Source organism: Humibacter sp. (genome assembly GCF_051954055.1).
Classification (GTDB): Bacteria; Actinomycetota; Actinomycetes; order Actinomycetales; family Microbacteriaceae; genus Humibacter.
In genome coordinates this window covers 1-15,284 of the sequence record NZ_JBQCIE010000107.1, presented here as the reverse complement: position 1 = coordinate 15,284, position 15,284 = coordinate 1, and the positions used below count along the sequence as shown (strand labels likewise).

The window sequence follows — 15,284 nt, the reverse complement described above, 5'->3', positions numbered from 1 at the left end:
ATGGGTGCCGCTTAGCCTGATGGCATGTCGAGCCTGAAGCATCCGGTCGGCCCGCAGTCGAGCAGGGTGTACTGGCGACGCCGGCTGGTGGTGGGCCTGGCGCTGCTGGCGATCGTGGTGGTGATTCTGCTGATCGTGTTCGCGCCGCGCGGCAAGTCGGATGCCACGGCACCGATCGCCACCCACGCCGCGACCACCTCGACGCCCAAGCCGACCACAAGGCCCACCACGAACCCGACGACCGTGCCCACCACCAAGGCGACGGCGAGCGGCAAGGCGTGTACGGCATCCGCGATCGACGTCGAAGCGATCACGGATGCCAACAGTTACGGACCGGGCGTTCAGCCGCAGCTCTCGTTCTCGATCACGAATACCGGCACGAAGGCGTGCACGTTCGACGCCGGAACGGCCAAGCAGGTGTTCACGATCACGAGCGGCAACGAGGTGTACTGGAAGTCGACGGACTGCCAGACGAATCCGGTCGACACGGTCATCCTGCTCGAGCCCGGCAAGATGCTGACGTCGAACCCGATCGCGTGGGATCGCACTCGCTCCGATCCGTCGACCTGCAGCGACAAGCAGCGGCAGGCGGTGCCGGCTGCTGGCGCGTCGTATCACCTGAAGGTGCAGGTGGACGGCGTCACCTCGAAGACGACGAAGCAGTTCCTGCTGAGCTGACCTCGCCGGGTCGAAAACGGCCGCTCGAACACGCGGGTCAGAACGCGGCGTCGAGCTCCCGGTCGAAGTCGCTGAGACCGGTCGCGAACGCGATGCGGAGCGCCGCGCCGATGCTGCCGACCTCGCCGTCGATGCGCTCCTTGAAGCCCATGCGGTTCGCCTCGCCGGCGCGTTGACGCGAACCGGACACCGCGCGCACCTCGCCGGCGAGGCTGATCTCGCCGTATGCGACCGTGGAGTGCGCGATCGCCTTGTTCCGCACCGCGGACGCGACCGCGATCGCGATGGCGAGGTCCGCCGCCGGCTCGGTGAGTCGAACGCCGCCCACCGTCGAGACGTACACGTCCTTGTCGGAGACGCGGATGCCCGCCCGTTTCTCCAGCACCGCGAGCAGCATCGCCAGGCGCGCGGCATCCACCCCGCTCGTGACGCGTCGCGGGTTCGGCGCCGTCGAGTCGATGACGAGCGCCTGCACCTCGACCGGGATCGGGCGCTTGCCCTCCATCGCCACGGTCACGCAGGTGCCGGACAGCGGTGTGGACGAACGGCTGAGGAACAGGCCGCTCGGGTCGGGCACCTCGACGATGCCGTCACCTGACATCTCGAAGCATCCGACCTCGTCCGTCGGACCAAAGCGGTTCTTGAGCGCACGCACGAACCGCAGCGCCGTCTGCCTGTCGCCCTCGAACTGGCACACCACGTCGACGAGGTGCTCGAGCACGCGCGGCCCGGCGACCTGGCCGTCTTTCGTGACGTGGCCGACGAGCAGAACGGGCAGATTGCGCTCCTTCGCCACGCGGATGAGGGTGCTCGCCACCTCGCGCACCTGGCTCGGGCCGCCCGCGATGCCATCGAGCGACGGGCTGGCGATGGTCTGCACCGAGTCGACGATGACCAGTTGGGGATCGATCGCGTCGATCTGACCGACCACCGCGGCGAGATCGGTCTCGGCAGCGAGGTAGAGGCTGGGCTGCAGGGCGCCGGTGCGCTCGGCGCGCAGCCGGACCTGGCCCGCGGACTCCTCTGCCGACACGTACAGCACGCGCGACTTCGCAGCGGCCGTCCGCGAGGCGACCTCGAGCAGCAGCGTCGACTTGCCCACGCCCGGTTCTCCGGAGAGCAGGATGGCGGCGCCCGGCACGATCCCGCCCCCGAGCACCCGGTCGAACTCGCCGACGCCGCTCGGCCAGTGGTAGACGGCATCCGTTCCGACGTCCGTGATCGGTGTCGCCGCCCGCTCATCCGCGATGCGGGCGGGGGTGACGCGAGCGGATGTCTGCACCGCCTCCGTCATCGTGTCCCACGCCTGACAGTCCCCGCACCTGCCCACCCATTTGGCTGTCGACCATCCGCACACGGAGCAGCGGTATCCGCCCTGCGCTTTCGCCATGAATCCTCCGACCGTGCTGCGGGCTGCGTGTTCGACCCGCACTCAGGCTAGGCGGCACCCCCGACGTCGCGGGCCGCGACCGGCGGAGTTGTGCACGACGCAACCGTTGTGGAGAACCGCAAGGCCTGGCACTTCGTCAGTGGTGGTGCGCATCATGTGGTCATGGCTGATCAGCTCTTCACGCTCGAAGACGGACGCCGCCTCGGCGTCAACACGCACGGCAACCCGGTCGCCGACAGGATCGTGATCCTCTGTCACCCGGCGCCCGGCAGCGGCATGTTCGATCCGGATCCCACCGTTTCGCAGCAGTCCGACGCCCACATCGTGGCGCTCGACCGGCCGGGGTACGGCTCGTCCGACCCGTTGCCCTCCGGTGTGTGGCCGTCCGTGGCCCGTGCTGCGGACGACATCGCCCAGTTCCTCCGTGCGAGGTCCGAGATCGGCATGTCGCTCGGCGAGGGAGCGGACAAGGGCATCTCGGTAGTCGGATGGTCCGCGGGAGGCAGGGTGGCGCTCGCTCTCGCGGCGAGGCATCCGCAGCTCATCTCCCGCGTCGCAGTGATCGGCACGCCCGCTCCGAACGACGCGGTGGAGTGGATCCCGAAGCCGCTGGCCGAGCAGAGCGAGGCGCTGTCGCAGCTGCCCGCGGAGGAGGCGTTCGAGACGCTGACGGATGCCTTCGCGCACGAGGCAGCGGCGCGCGGCTTCCAGCCATCCGACCCGCCGCCCCTCTCCGTACTGGGCGTGCGCGATGTCGATGACGCCGTGCTCGATCGACCGGGCGTGCGCGACCGGCTGGAGATGATGCTTCGGGATGCGGTGCGGCAGGGCTCGATCGGCCAGGTGACGGATCTGCTCGCATACACGGCGCATCCGTGGGGCTTCGACCTGGCCGACGTGAAGGCGCAGACGCTGCTCGTGTACGGCAGTAAGGATGCGATCAGTCCGGCGCACGGTGACTGGTACGCGTCGCAGTTGGCGAACGTGACGCGTGACGACGTCGACGGGGTAGGCCACCTCGCGATCGTGCCCGCGTGGCAGCGCGTGCTGGACTTCCTCACCGATTCGCGGCATCCGCCCGCGCGCTGAGCACCTGGTCGACGCGCCGGTCGACGAGCGGTGCGAATGCGGATGCCCAGAGCTCGTATCCGCGATCGTTCGGATGGAATCGGTCGCCGGCGAACAGCGTCAGCGCGCCGAGGATGCCCGGCCGCTTCGTCGTGGCGTGCAGCGGCGCGACGGTGAGGCCGCGTTCGCGGCAGAGACGGTGGATGATCTCGTTCGCCGCTGCCACCCTGCGTTCGTTGCCGGGCAGATAGAAGTAGGGGAGCTCCGCAACGATCGCGTGCGGCGGCAACGCGTCGAGCACTGCAGCCAGCGTGGACTCGAAGGCGACGGCGTCCCATGAGGCGATGTCATTGGCGCCGATCGAAACGGTGACGATGTCCGGCCGCTGCTTTGCCAGCCGGGGGAGCTGGTAGTCGACCGCCTGCGCGACCGTGGCGCCGGAGACGCTGAGGTTGCTGGTGCGCACGCTGAGACCGCTGCGGTGCGCGATGCGTTCGGCGAGGATGCCTACGTAGCCGCGCACGGGTTCGCTTGCTCCGATCCCTTGCGCGGCGCTGTCTCCGAGCGCGACGTACAGCAGCGCGCCGTCCGCCTTGGCCCGCGCGCGCCACCATGCCGAGTTCACCGGAAGCGTCTCGTTCAGTGCGGCGGCCGCGAGCGTGCGCCGCTTGGACAGCGACCGCACGAGTGCCGTTCCCGCGACGGCCAGCGCTACGGTGCAGGACGCCGCGACCAGTGCAGCCTTGACGGGTGCGGGCATCCGTCTCTCGCTGCGCATCGATCCAGCGTATGCCGCCGCGACGTGGACGCTCCCGATGCGGCGGCGAGACTGCGGATGCGTTGCCGAGGCTGCGGCCGTGCCACCGAGACTGCGGCCGCGGCGCCGAGGCTACGGATGCGGCACCGCGACTGTGGTCAATGGCCGTAGTGTCGTCACGCAGATCGTAGTCCGGCTCGTTGCCTGCCAGTGCTGTGTGGCGCTCACGCGAATTGGATGCCCGTGCCGCCGTCGCGTACAGTAGACGGCGGTACCGTGTCCGAGCGGCCGAAGGAGCATGTCTCGAAAACATGTGATGGTGCAAGCCATCCGTGGGTTCAAATCCCACCGGTACCGCCAACCGCGAACCCCCGCGATCCCAGTGTTTACAAGGGATCTCGGGGGTTTTCGCTTAGCGGCAAACGCGACCCTGCGTGCTTCGCCGGTGTTCGGCGTTCCAACATGAATGGAGCGCCCGAAGGCTCACGCGGCGCGCGTCATGTCGGGTTGGCAACGTCATGAGAAATTCTCAGTTCTCTCTTGTGGCGGGCCAAGCCCGCAGTGTAGCTTCAGGCCTGTGCACGCCAGTCGGCGGCTGACGGGCATACGGGGGCCACGCTGGGGTGCACTCTCGGTTCGATGTTCGCTATCACCGACGATGCGAATCCGCGCGCCGGTTCTCCCAGCCCGTCATCACGGAAGGGATGGCCATGAAGAAGACAACTCTGGCGCGGATCCTCGTCTCGCTCGCAGCGGCGGGCCTTGTAGGCATCGCCGGCGTGCCGGCGGCGAACGCGGCTTCCAGCGGAGGCGCCGGAACGTGTACGGGCGGCGATGTGTCGGGAACCTTCAGCAACCTGACCATCGCCGGCTACTGCACCGTGCCGCAGGGTGCCACCCTCAATGTCACGGGCAATCTCACCGTCGACCCGGGAGCGGCTCTTGATGCCCAGACGTACTCGTCCACGGTCATCGTGGGCAAGAACGTCACGGCGGGGGCGGGATCGTTGCTCGGGCTCGGCTGCCAATCACCGGAGTCCGTCGGCAACACCGCGCACCCCTGTCTCGACGGCGGCAACTCGGTCGTGAGTATCGGCGGAAACGTGACCGCCACCGGCGCGATGGGCGTACTGCTCAACGGCATCACGGTGAAGGGCAATGTCACCGTCACCGGAGGCGGTGCAGACTTCCCCTGGTCGATCAAGAACAACACCATCGACGGGAACGTCACGATGAGCGGGCAGACCACTAACTGGATCGGCGTGCTGTTCAACAGGATCGGCGGCAACGCCACGTTCACCAACATCGTGATCACCGATACCGACCCAGGCGGCAACGGCATGTACATCGGGCACAACGCCGTCGGACGCAATCTCAACTGCTCCGGAATCACACCTAAGGTCTCGCCGGGTTTCGGTCCCGTCCCCAACACTGTCGGTGGTAAGGCCACCGGACAGTGCGCCGCCCTCGTCTGAGCAGGCGACCGGCTTCCGTCCGTGGTCCCCGGCGCGCACACTCGGGTTGTCATCCGTCAACCCCTGCCCCCAGCGCGGGGCCCGCGTACGGTGTCCGAGCATGAACACAACCGGATGGGTCGTCCTGATCATCGTCATCGTGATCGTCGTGGTCGCGATCATCGTGGCGATCGCTTTGACCGTGGGACGACGACGCAAGCAGGAACATGACAGGCATCGCGCCGACGAACTCCGCGCCGCAGCACGGGACGACGACCTCGCCGCACGAGAGCGGGAAGCGAAGGCATCCCGGGCGGACGCGGACGCGAAGCAGGCGGAGGTGGAAGCCGAACGCCGGCGCAGGGATGCCGAGGCGCATGCCGCCGAAGCAGGCGACGCGCGGGCCGCGGTCGATGAGAAGCTCGGCCGCGCGGACGAGATCGATCCGGATGTCCGAGCCCCGCGCTCGACGGATGTGAACGACGCAGCGTCGTCCCGTAGAGAAGGCGATGCCGATGGCACGGCGGCCCGCGGCTCCGACGGCACGTCGACCGGCGATTCCGAGATACCCCCGCCGCGACCATCGCGATAGGGCGGCGGTGTCCGACTAGCACCCAGGCTCATCAAGGCCTATCACCGGGTCCCACCGCAGTCGGCACCTCGCCCCCCGGCTCTCGCGGCGCTGGCCGAGCGAGAGGTCGAGGTCGGCCGGTTCATCGCATATGAGGACACCGGCGCGCGCCGACCACCACGTGAGCGCTGGCAACCACTACGCCGGCTTCGTCCAGAGGATCGTGTGCCGGAACGCCAGGTGATGGCGCATCACGGCTCCCGGCATGACCTCCACGACCGTCTTCTTCAACTCATCGAACGACATCGTGGGGTCTCGGACCGGAAACGGCGCGGGCTGCGGTTTTCCCGCGGCCGGCCACGGGTGCTTGACGTAGCCGATCATCGGATTGGTGACCGTGGACGCGAGGTCCCACAGATGGTCGACCGCGCTCACCGGTCGGGCGAGACCGACGGCGAGGAACCGCCCACCGGGAGCGAGGATGCGACGAACGTGCTGCAGCGCTGCTGCGGCGTCAAGGTGATGCAGAACCGCGATCATGGTCACGGCGTCGACCGGTCCTGGAGCGTCGGTCCAGTCCCCGCCGCGAACGGTCACGTTGGACAGCCCGGTGCAGCGGGCCGTCGCCTTCTCCCGCATCCCAGCGTCGATGTCGTTCCCCTGCACCGTGACGAAGTAGGGAGACAAGGCGGCCAGAAGCTCGCCGCGACCGCAGCCGACATCGAGCGCGACACCGCGCCGGGCCGGAATATTCGCCAGGATCCAGGCGTGGAAGTGATCGTTGTGACTCCACGGATGCCGGGCATTCAGTCGCGCCATCCCCGACGCGAACTGCCCGCCCGCGAAAGTCTGAGCCCATCGCCTCAACGCCATGGCTGACATTCTCACGCGAAACCGAACGTGGTCAGAAGGCTCGACGGCCGGGACTGACAGACGCGTCAGCCCCGGCCGTCGTCGCAGATCTCAGCCGGCGACGATCCCCTCACCGCCGACGCCGTTCGGGACGGTCACTGATCCGATCTCCTGCAGGATGCCGGTGCTTCCGACCTCGAATTCGTCGACGATGCCGGCAGCACCCGCCTGGACATACAGATAGTGGCCATCCGCGCTGACGGCCGCGTCCACGGTCCCCGCATCCGTGCTGGTAACGCCGATCGAGCCGAGCGACCCGTTCTGGCCGATCTGGTAGCCGCTCAGCGTGCCGCTGCCCGCGTTGGAGGCGTAGACGTCGTCTCCGTCGACCACGATCCAGCACGTGGCCTTCTGTCCGGTGGGGACCTCGGCATTCTTGGTCACGGTGCCATCGGGGTTGACCGTGAAGCTCGCGACGGCGTTCGGGCCGGCCTCGCTCGCGATCAGGTGATCGTGGGCGTCGAACTGGAAGCCGAACGGAACGTCGCCCGCGAAAGTGCTGACGACGGGCTGGAGCGACGGGCCGAGCAGGCCGAGCGAGAAGACGTCGAAGGCGCTGGTGCCGCCCTTCGTGGAGATCACGAGCTTCGTTCCATCCGGAGTGAAGGCGATCTGTGCCGGCGTGCTGGTGAATTCGGGTGTGGCGTTCGGGTCCAGGCCCAGATCGCGGTGCCATCCGGGCACGGCGATGAGGTTGCCGCCGAGGTTGAGGTAGCCCTGGATGGAGCCGCCCCCACGCGCGTTGAGCACATAGACCAGGTGGCCGTATGCCGCGATCGAGACGGGAGCCTGGCCGTTGGAGTCGAGCACCTGACGGCGGATCAGCCTGTCGCCGGCGACGGTGAAGGAGGTGACGGAGTTGCTGCCGCCGTTGACGGCGAACAGGCTCTGACCGCTTCGAACCAGGGAGCTCTGCGAGGCGAGGTGGTCGACGACCGATCCGTTCAGCGCCACGCCGTTCCCGCCCGTGTCGTAGATGCCGGCCTGCCGCAGTGTGCCGTCGGTCAGGCGGTCGTAACTGACGATCTGGTTGCCGGAGAGTCCGTCGGTCTGCACGAACACGGTGCCGGCAGGAGGTCCTGGATGCTGGGCAGGGGTGGCCTCCGCGGCCGTGACGCCGATACCGACGAAAGCGACCGTGGCGATGGTGGCGAGCCCGAGTCTGGAGAGGGTTTTCATGCGTTTGCTCCTGAAGGATGGGTGGCGTTTCGGGGCCAGTGAAGCAACGGCTGCGCTCGCATCGGGCAGAGATTTCGGATCTGTAAGCGCACATTTCGGAGCTGTAAGAATTGGCGGCCTCGGAGAACCCGTGCCCCGCCTACGCTCGAAGTCATGCAGACAGGGGCACGCGTGACGGTCGTGGAGGACGACCCAGCGGTGCGCACCGTGGTCGCCGATCATCTGCGCGCCGCGGGCTGCGTGGTTCAGCCGTTCGCCGACGGTCGGGAGGCCTGGCACCAGATCGAGAAGCGGATGCCCGACCTGCTGATCCTGGACCGGATGCTGCCGGGACTCGATGGCGACGAGCTGTGCCGGCGCATCCGCCGGATCTCCGACGTTCCCATCATCATGCTCACGGCCCTCGACGGCGTCGAGCAACGCATCGACGGTCTCGAGCGCGGCGCAGACGACTACCTCGGCAAGCCGTTCTCGCTGCGGGAGCTGCAACTGAGGGTGAACGCGCAGCTGCGGCGAAGCAGCACGGCGGCACCGCTGACCTTCACGGCGGGCCACTTCCGGGTCGACGCCGCCCATCGGCGCGTCTGGGCCGGCGAGCAGGAGATCGCTCTGACGACCCGCGAGTACGAACTGTTCCTCTATCTGGTTCGCAACTCGGGTCGTGTGATCAGTCGTGAGGAGATCCTGCGCGAAGTGTGGCAGTGGGATTTCGGTGACGCATCGAACGTCACCGTGCACGTGCGACGGCTGCGGGAGAAGATCGAACCGGATGCGCGCATCCCGAGCTTCCTGCACACGGAGTGGGGCGCCGGCTACCGCTTCACCGTGGAGGAGGGGTCGGCGTGCTAGGCATGCCGCAGCTCGCGCTGATAGTGGGCACCACCCTGGCTGCGACCGCGCTCGTGACCTGTGCGACGCTGCTCGCGCTGCGGCTCAGTCGACGTCGCAGCGTCGGGCTCCGTTCCGCGGTGATCCTCGGTGGTGCGCTGCTGTCGGTGATCCTCTCCACGCTTGCCGTGGCCGCCGAGATGTACCTTGCCGGTCACGATGTCGTCGTGTTGAGCTGGGTGATCGGGATCTCGGCCGCGCTCAGCATGGCGGCGACCTGGATCATCACCGGACGCAGCGCACGGGTCTCTGCGGCGGCACTGATCGATGACACGCGACGCATCGGCGCCGGCGATGTGGTGGAGCCGGTGGCGACGGGATGGCGCGAACTCGACGAGGTGTCCGCCGAACTCGCCGAGACCTCGAGCCGGCTCGCCGAGGCTCGCGCTCAGATCGCCGAGCTGGACGCCGCGCGCAGGCAGTTCTTCGCCTGGATCTCCCACGACCTGCGCACGCCGCTCGCCGGGATGCGAGCGATGGCCGAAGCGCTCGAGGAGGGAACTGCGCCGGACACCGCCGCATACGTGAAGGTGATCCGCGCCAAGGTCGACACCCTCAACCAGATGGTCGGGGATCTCTTCGAACTCTCCAGACTTCAGACCGGCACGTTGGAGCTGCATCCTGAGCCCGTCGTCCTCCTCGACCTCGTCAGCGATGCCGTCGCCGACGTGCAGCCGAGCGCCGTCGCGCGCGGGATCACCGTCGCCCAAGACGGCGTCGGCGGGCGAGTGCTCTGGGCCGATCCGAAGGAACTGACGCGGGCGATCGGGAACCTCCTGGCCAACAGCCTGCGGCACAGCCCGGACCACAGCACCGTGCTCATCCGCGCCGACGCACTCGATGACGACCAGCTCATCCTGAGCGTCATCGACCAGGGCCCTGGGGTCTCCGCGGAGAACCTGGGCCGTATGTTCGACGTCGGTTGGCGGGCGGATGCCGCGCGCACCCATGACACAGAAGGCGGCACGCCGGCCGGAGCCGGCCTCGGGCTGGCCATCGTGCGCGGAATCGTCGAAGCGCACGGAGGCACGGTCCAGGCGCAGCGCACGGATGCGGGATTCCAGCTCGACCTCCTTCTACCGACGACCAACCGCGCTGAGACGAGAGGAGCAATGACGTGAAGATCGTCGTCGTGGGAGCCGGGGGAGTGGGCGGCTATTTCGGAGCTCAGCTCGCGGCCAGTGGGCAGGATGTCGTGTTCATCGCTCGAGGCGACCACCTGGCCGCCATGCGTACTCAGGGCCTCCGAGTCGAAAGCGAGCTCGCCCCGAGAGTGCTCACCGACGTTCACGCCACCGACGATCTCGGCCAGGTCCACGACGCCGACTTGGTGCTCATCGCGGTCAAGCTCTGGGACACCGACGACATCGCCCAGCGTCTCGTGCCCCTTGCGTCGAGGGGTGCCGCTGTGATCTCGCTCCAGAACGGCGTGCAGAAGGATGAGACGCTCGGCCGGTACCTGCCGAGAGAGAGCATCCTGGGCGGCGTCTGCTACATCTCGGCGTCGATCGAGGCGCCCGGCGTGATCCGCCACACCGGTGCGCTCGCTCGCATCGTCTTCGGCGAGTACGACGGGCGGCAGAGCTCTCGAGCCGATCGGATCCTCGACGCCTTCCGCGGCGCTGGAATCGAGACCGAGTTGAGCCACGACATCACAAGCGTGCTGTGGCGCAAGTTCGTGTTCCTCGTCGGCCTCTCCACGGTCACGAGTGCCGCGCGTCAGCCGATCGGCGTGCTTCGCGACGACCCGGATGCTCGTCAGGTGCTGTACGAGGTGCTAGCGGAAGCGACGGCGGTGGGCCGCGCCGCCGGAGCGAAGCTTCCAGACGACTTCGCCCGGCAGCAGCTCGAGTTCTGCGACACCCTGCCACCGCAGATGAGCTCATCGATGCTCCACGATCTCCAGCATGGTCATCGGCTCGAGCTCCCGTGGCTTGCCGGCTCGGTCATCCGAGTGGGAGCTGAAGCAGGCGTGGAGACGCCGTACACGGCAGCGCTGGCGGGCGTGCTGGCCCCCTACGCCGCAGGCGAGCGATCCGCTCCATGATGATCTAGCCCTAGGCGATGTCAGCCACGCGTGCGATGATTCGAACAAAGGTGCGAACGCGGGGAGGCCGGCATGCGTGGGGAAGCGACCGTGCTGCACGCCGATCTGGATGCGTTCTACGCCTCCGTTGAGCAGCGGGATGCCCCGCACTTGCGCGGACGCCCGGTCATCGTCGGCGGTGGGGTGGTGCTGGCGGCCAGTTACGAGGCGAAGGCTCGCGGGGTGCGTACCGCGATGGGCGGGCGCCAGGCGCGGGACCTCTGCCCGGATGCCGTCGTCGTCCCGCCGCGCATGGATGCCTATTCCGCAGCGAGCAAGGACGTGTTCGCGATCTTCCGTGACACGACGCCTCTTGTCGAAGGTCTCTCCATCGATGAGGCGTTCCTGGAGGTGGGCGGTCTCCGACGCATCGCAGGCACACCGGAGCAGATCGCGGTGCGTTTGCGGGAACGGGTTCGCGCAGAGGTGGGGCTCGCGATCTCGGTCGGAGTGGCACGCACGAAGTTCCTCGCCAAGGTCGCCAGCGCCGTGAGCAAGCCCGACGGTCTCCTCGTGGTCGAGCCCGCACGCGAGGAGGAGTTCCTGCTCCCGCTGCCGGTGGAACGGCTGTGGGGAGTGGGCGCGGTGACCGCCGAGAAGCTGCACAGGCTCGGCATCCGCACCGTCGGCCAGCTGGCCGAACTGGAAGAGGACACCGCTCAAAGAGCGCTGGGCAAGGCGGTCGGCGCGCACGTGCACGCGCTGGCGAGGCTGCGCGATCCTCGGCCGGTCGACACCACGGCTCGACGCCGATCGATCGGCTCCCAACGAGCCCTGGGATCCCGGCCGCGCTCGCCGGAGGAACTCGACCTCATCCTCACCCAGATCGTGGACCGGCTCGCCCGCAGGCTTCGGGACCACGAACGGGTGTGCCGCACGGTCGTTCTGCGGCTGCGCTACGGCGACTACGCGAAAGCCACCCGATCGCGGACGCTGGGCGCGCCGTCCGACCGCACCACGGTGCTGCTCTCCGTCGCACGAGGTCTGCTCGCCGCCGCCCAGCTGGAGATCGCCGAACGCGGCATCACTCTCGTCGGCCTCTCCCTGTCGCAGCTGGGGCGCGCCGACAGCGTCCAACCCGAGTTGCCGATCGACTGGGGTGATCGATCCCGACTAGACACCGTGGTTGACGCCGTCCGCGATCGTTTCGGTGCCGCTTCGGTGTCGAGGGCCGCGCTCCTGGGTCGCGACCCCGGTTTGTCCGCTCCGCTGCTGCCCGAGCACGAGTGAACGTGACCGGTCGCGGTTGCCCCCGCCATCCCGCCCGGCCAGGATGGCGTAGTGGTCGATCAGCAGCAGCTTTGGGATGTAGACGCGGCACAGAACTACGACACCCCTGGCACCGGCATGTTCAGTCCGGAGGTTCTCGGACCGACGATCGAGGTGCTGAAGGACCTCTCGGACGGCGGTCGCGCCGTCGAGTTCGCGATCGGAACCGGACGTGTGGCGATCCCTCTGGCCGAGTCCGGCGTCGAGGTGGCCGGCATCGAACTGTCGCAAGCGATGGTCGCCCGACTTCGCGAGAAGGTCGCCGAAGACCGGATTCCCGTCGTGCTCGGCGACATGGCGACGGCGTCGGCCGGCGAAGACTTCGCCTTGGCCTATCTCGTCTTCAACACCATCTCTAACCTGCTGACGCAAGACGAACAGGTCGAGTGCTTCAAGAACGCCGCACGTCACTTGCGACCCGGTGGATGCTTCGTGATCGAACTCTGGGTCCCTCAGCTGCGCGCGCTGCCGGTGGGCCACGGCGGGACGGTCGAAGTCAGCGAACCCGGCTACATACTCGTCGACACGGTGGATGTGCTCCACCAGCGGGTGGTGTCGCATCACTTTCACTTCGAGGCAGACGTCGACGGAGGGCGGCAGGCGGAGGTCTTCCGCACGCCGCACCGCTACATCTGGCCGAGCGAGCTCGACCTCATGGCGCGGCTCGCCGGATTCCACCTCGAGTCCCGCTGGGCCGGTTGGAATTGCGACCCGTTCACCGCCGAGTCTCGCGGCCACGTCTCGGTCTACCGTCTCGGCTGACACTGGAAAGGCGGGGTTTCCATGGCCGAGCTGATGTCGTACGTCGATCGCGCGACTCGTACCTACTGGCGCGTCACGGGCCGGCGCGTCCACCTCGACGTCGATCGCTGGCTCGACGCTCCCATGCACAGGCGTTCGGTAGTCGGTGACGACTGGCTGATGGATGTCGCAGACGCGGTCGGCGCATCAGTCCGGCGCGGCGACGAGCAAGCCGGCCTGCTCTCCGACTTCTCTGCGCTCGACGGCCCCATGTTCAATGCGAGGGAGGTGCATCCTGAGATCCGCAACTTCTACGAGCACACGGCGCAGTGGCGGATGGAGGTCTGGACGCAATGGAACCCGTTCATGCGACCCGCGGGCGATCTCGTCGCCCGGTACTTCGGTCGGCGGGTACGACAGCTGACCATTCCGACACGCCCGCTGGATGTCGCGCTCGGCATGGACAGCGAAGTAGCGGCGATCGTCGGGCCGGATGGAAAGCAGCACGGGGCAGGGTGGATCCGCACTCTTCGATCCACCGGCACCTACGTCTACAGCGGCTACTACCGGACGACAACCCTGCCCGGCACCGAGCAGCCCAGCGTGCACGTCAGCTTTCCACTCGAGTCCGGCAACGTCCAGGTCTTCCTGCGTCCGCGCGCATTGCCAGACGGCGGGCTCGAGTTGAACTCGCTGCCCGGTCCCTTCGGGTCGGACGGCGCGTACATCGCGGTCGAGAAGAACGGTCGAACGCATGCGGCGCGCGTCCCGTTGCACGAGAAGTTCCACCTCTACTTGGACGACGAGGGCGTCGTGAGAACAGACCACACCCTGCGCTTCCGTTCGGCGACCGCGGTGCGACTCCACTACAAGCTGGCGCGAAAGAGTTGAGCCGCCGGCTCGAATGAGCCTCGCCGGCTGGCTCGAGTGTGCGAGCATTCGCGGGGAGGGATGATGCGGATCGGCACTCGAAAGACGGCGCTTCTCGTCGTCGCCGGCTTTGCAGGCGTCGTCGCGCTCGCCGGATGCAAGGGCACGGTCGATCCCGGCGGTCCTGAGGTGACCGCATCCTCTCCGGCGGTTGTGGCGACGACCATCCCCGGCCCGATCCCCTTCGCCACCGGCGCCCCCCCGCTCGATCCCGATGCGGTTGCACTCGCGCAGAAGTGGATCGACTCCGCCGCGGCACCGCCGGGAGTGCGCGTGCTCGACGCGGCACCGGCATATGGCCCGGATAAGCCTTCCGTGGAAGACGCGTGCGACTGGCTGGTCACCGCAACCAAATGGTGGTCGGTGACGGCCTCCGGCGAGGATGCCGCGAAGGCCTGGCTCAGGGACAACCCAGTCGCCGGTCTCTCATTCGACGGGACGATGACCGGGCCGAACGGGGTCTCGGCCATCTTCGAGCACGCGGCTCAGAAAAGAGACGACTCAGTGGAGTTCGAATTCGCGCCGAGCGGCAAGAACGTGGTCATCCGCGTCGACGCCATCGTCGTGCCGGACGGCGCCGAATGCACTTCGTCGGGAGGCGGCGCGCAAGCTGGCCACTGACGCGCGCTGGCCAGGCACTGAGCTACGAGCGGATCTGCTTCCTCGAGGTGGATGGCCGCGCCGCGAACCACCAAGCGCCGAGAGCGCCAACCGTGAGCACGGCCGAGAAGACACCGATCGTGGGGATGACGCCGATCAGCACGCCGAGCACGCCGAGGGTGACGCCGCCGCCGGTGCGCAGGCCGGAGGCGAACATGCTGTACACGCCCAGCGTTCGACCTCGTTCACCGGGCGGCGCCTGCAGCTGCACGACGCTCTGCGTGATCGAGAGTGAGGCGATCTCGCCGCATCCAGCCACGACGAGCGAGGCAAGTGCCAGCGCGTAGTTGCTGGTCAAGGCGAGAACAAGGGTCGCCCCGCCGAAGACGACGGTGGAGATGACCGCGGTGCGCACGGACGGCCGCATGATCCCGGTCGCTTCGAGCAGGAATCCGCCTGCGACGCCGCCGAAGCCCATCGCGAACAGCAGCATGCCGTAGGTCAGGCCGCCTTCCGAGCCGGTGCCCAGTCGCGAGGCGAAGGCGGGCATCGACGACGGCAGAGCGTTGCCGATCGTCACGGCCGTGAGCCCGGAGATGATGATCATGGCGACGATCATGTGGTTCGAACGGATGCGACGAAGCACCTTGAACGTGTCTCTGAAACGCACTCGCGGTGCCGTTTCGAGCAGCCCGGCATCCCGAATGTGACCGGTGAACCGAGTGCGCCACATCAGGATGGTCATCGGCAGATAGAGCAGG

General features: G+C 67.9%; 16 protein-coding genes and 1 tRNA gene. 12 read left to right on the top strand and 5 right to left on the bottom strand.

Translation table 11 applies throughout. The annotated features are described in order from the left end of the window. Positions 1 to 24: 24 nt before the first annotated feature. Entirely contained in the window at positions 25 to 678 is a 654-nt protein-coding gene (locus tag ACTHNC_RS13500) for a hypothetical protein (protein ID WP_440295125.1), read from the top strand. A 37-nt stretch (positions 679 to 715) separates the two neighbouring features. Here the strand turns inward: ACTHNC_RS13500 and radA are convergent, their stop codons facing one another. Further along, positions 716 to 2,068 carry a DNA repair protein RadA gene (gene radA / locus ACTHNC_RS13495; RefSeq protein ID WP_440295124.1) on the bottom strand — a complete coding sequence of 451 codons (1,353 nt, stop codon included), beginning with the start codon at positions 2,066 to 2,068 and terminating at the stop codon, positions 716 to 718. Between the two features lie 162 nt (positions 2,069 to 2,230). Here radA and ACTHNC_RS13490 point away from each other — a divergent pair, with 162 nt between their 5' ends. Further along, a complete protein-coding gene (locus ACTHNC_RS13490; protein WP_440295123.1) occupies positions 2,231 to 3,157 on the top strand; it encodes an alpha/beta fold hydrolase in 927 nt (308 codons plus the stop codon). Here ACTHNC_RS13490 and ACTHNC_RS13485 read toward each other — a convergent pair. Continuing rightward, positions 3,126 to 3,914: an SGNH/GDSL hydrolase family protein gene (locus ACTHNC_RS13485; RefSeq protein WP_440295122.1), complete on the bottom strand. Its 789-nt coding sequence runs from the start codon at positions 3,912 to 3,914 to the stop codon at positions 3,126 to 3,128. The two genes, ACTHNC_RS13490 and ACTHNC_RS13485, sit on opposite strands and share 32 nt — an antisense overlap. A 249-nt stretch (positions 3,915 to 4,163) precedes the next feature. On the opposite strand from ACTHNC_RS13485, the gene ACTHNC_RS13480 reads away from it, so the two are divergent. From ACTHNC_RS13480 to ACTHNC_RS13470, 3 genes are all read left to right on the top strand, one after another. After that, positions 4,164 to 4,253 (top strand) — tRNA-Ser (locus ACTHNC_RS13480). Between the two features lie 350 nt (positions 4,254 to 4,603). Next, positions 4,604 to 5,368: a hypothetical protein gene (locus tag ACTHNC_RS13475; protein ID WP_440295121.1), complete on the top strand. Its 765-nt coding sequence runs from the start codon at positions 4,604 to 4,606 to the stop codon at positions 5,366 to 5,368. 100 nt (positions 5,369 to 5,468) lie between these two features. Beyond that, a complete protein-coding gene (locus tag ACTHNC_RS13470) occupies positions 5,469 to 5,939 on the top strand; it encodes a hypothetical protein (protein WP_440295120.1) in 471 nt (156 codons plus the stop codon). 177 nt (positions 5,940 to 6,116) lie between these two features. On the opposite strand, the gene ACTHNC_RS13465 is transcribed toward ACTHNC_RS13470, so the two are convergent. Next, positions 6,117 to 6,791: a class I SAM-dependent methyltransferase gene (locus ACTHNC_RS13465; protein ID WP_440295119.1), complete on the bottom strand. Its 675-nt coding sequence runs from the start codon at positions 6,789 to 6,791 to the stop codon at positions 6,117 to 6,119. Positions 6,792 to 6,881: 90 nt separating this feature from the next. Beyond that, on the bottom strand, positions 6,882 to 8,009 hold the full coding sequence (locus tag ACTHNC_RS13460) for a lactonase family protein (protein ID WP_440295118.1): 1,128 nt from the start codon (positions 8,007 to 8,009) through the stop codon (positions 6,882 to 6,884). A 153-nt stretch (positions 8,010 to 8,162) separates the two neighbouring features. Here ACTHNC_RS13460 and ACTHNC_RS13455 point away from each other — a divergent pair, with 153 nt between their 5' ends. From ACTHNC_RS13455 to ACTHNC_RS13425, 7 genes are all read left to right on the top strand, one after another. After that, the gene (locus ACTHNC_RS13455; RefSeq protein WP_440295117.1) at positions 8,163 to 8,858 is read left to right on the top strand and encodes a response regulator transcription factor; all 696 of its coding nucleotides are present in this window, start codon (positions 8,163 to 8,165) and stop codon (positions 8,856 to 8,858) included. Positions 8,859 to 8,860: 2 nt separating this feature from the next. Then, complete coding sequence (locus tag ACTHNC_RS13450) at positions 8,861 to 10,018, top strand: sensor histidine kinase (RefSeq protein ID WP_440295147.1); 1,158 nt, start codon at positions 8,861 to 8,863, stop codon at positions 10,016 to 10,018. Further along, a complete protein-coding gene (locus ACTHNC_RS13445; RefSeq protein WP_440295116.1) occupies positions 10,015 to 10,944 on the top strand; it encodes a ketopantoate reductase family protein in 930 nt (309 codons plus the stop codon). Before ACTHNC_RS13450 ends, ACTHNC_RS13445 begins: the two co-directional genes overlap by 4 nt. Positions 10,945 to 11,016: 72 nt before the next feature. Then, entirely contained in the window at positions 11,017 to 12,213 is a 1,197-nt protein-coding gene (gene dinB, locus ACTHNC_RS13440; RefSeq protein WP_440295115.1) for a DNA polymerase IV, read from the top strand. 51 nt (positions 12,214 to 12,264) lie between these two features. Further along, positions 12,265 to 13,014 (top strand): class I SAM-dependent methyltransferase, encoded by a 750-nt coding sequence (locus ACTHNC_RS13435; protein ID WP_440295114.1) that lies wholly within the window; start codon positions 12,265 to 12,267, stop codon positions 13,012 to 13,014. Positions 13,015 to 13,035: 21 nt separating this feature from the next. Continuing rightward, complete coding sequence (locus tag ACTHNC_RS13430) at positions 13,036 to 13,884, top strand: hypothetical protein (RefSeq protein ID WP_440295113.1); 849 nt, start codon at positions 13,036 to 13,038, stop codon at positions 13,882 to 13,884. 63 nt (positions 13,885 to 13,947) lie between these two features. Next, positions 13,948 to 14,544, top strand: coding sequence for a hypothetical protein (locus tag ACTHNC_RS13425; RefSeq protein WP_440295112.1), 597 nt, complete (start codon positions 13,948 to 13,950; stop codon positions 14,542 to 14,544). 22 nt (positions 14,545 to 14,566) lie between these two features. On the opposite strand, the gene ACTHNC_RS13420 is transcribed toward ACTHNC_RS13425, so the two are convergent. After that, on the bottom strand, positions 14,567 to 15,284 hold a 718-nt coding region (locus ACTHNC_RS13420; protein WP_440295111.1), incomplete at its 5' end, for an MFS transporter.

Coding starts and splice junctions, on each gene's coding strand:
- ACTHNC_RS13500 (WP_440295125.1), top strand. CDS start 25: ATGTCGAGCCTGAAGCATCCGGTCGGCCCGCAGTCGAGCAGGGTGTAC.
- radA (WP_440295124.1), bottom strand. CDS start 2,068: ATGGCGAAAGCGCAGGGCGGATACCGCTGCTCCGTGTGCGGATGGTCG.
- ACTHNC_RS13490 (WP_440295123.1), top strand. CDS start 2,231: ATGGCTGATCAGCTCTTCACGCTCGAAGACGGACGCCGCCTCGGCGTC.
- ACTHNC_RS13485 (WP_440295122.1), bottom strand. CDS start 3,914: ATGCGCAGCGAGAGACGGATGCCCGCACCCGTCAAGGCTGCACTGGTC.
- ACTHNC_RS13475 (WP_440295121.1), top strand. CDS start 4,604: ATGAAGAAGACAACTCTGGCGCGGATCCTCGTCTCGCTCGCAGCGGCG.
- ACTHNC_RS13470 (WP_440295120.1), top strand. CDS start 5,469: ATGAACACAACCGGATGGGTCGTCCTGATCATCGTCATCGTGATCGTC.
- ACTHNC_RS13465 (WP_440295119.1), bottom strand. CDS start 6,791: ATGGCGTTGAGGCGATGGGCTCAGACTTTCGCGGGCGGGCAGTTCGCG.
- ACTHNC_RS13460 (WP_440295118.1), bottom strand. CDS start 8,009: ATGAAAACCCTCTCCAGACTCGGGCTCGCCACCATCGCCACGGTCGCT.
- ACTHNC_RS13455 (WP_440295117.1), top strand. CDS start 8,163: ATGCAGACAGGGGCACGCGTGACGGTCGTGGAGGACGACCCAGCGGTG.
- ACTHNC_RS13450 (WP_440295147.1), top strand. CDS start 8,861: ATGCCGCAGCTCGCGCTGATAGTGGGCACCACCCTGGCTGCGACCGCG.
- dinB (WP_440295115.1), top strand. CDS start 11,017: ATGCGTGGGGAAGCGACCGTGCTGCACGCCGATCTGGATGCGTTCTAC.
- ACTHNC_RS13430 (WP_440295113.1), top strand. CDS start 13,036: ATGGCCGAGCTGATGTCGTACGTCGATCGCGCGACTCGTACCTACTGG.
- ACTHNC_RS13425 (WP_440295112.1), top strand. CDS start 13,948: ATGCGGATCGGCACTCGAAAGACGGCGCTTCTCGTCGTCGCCGGCTTT.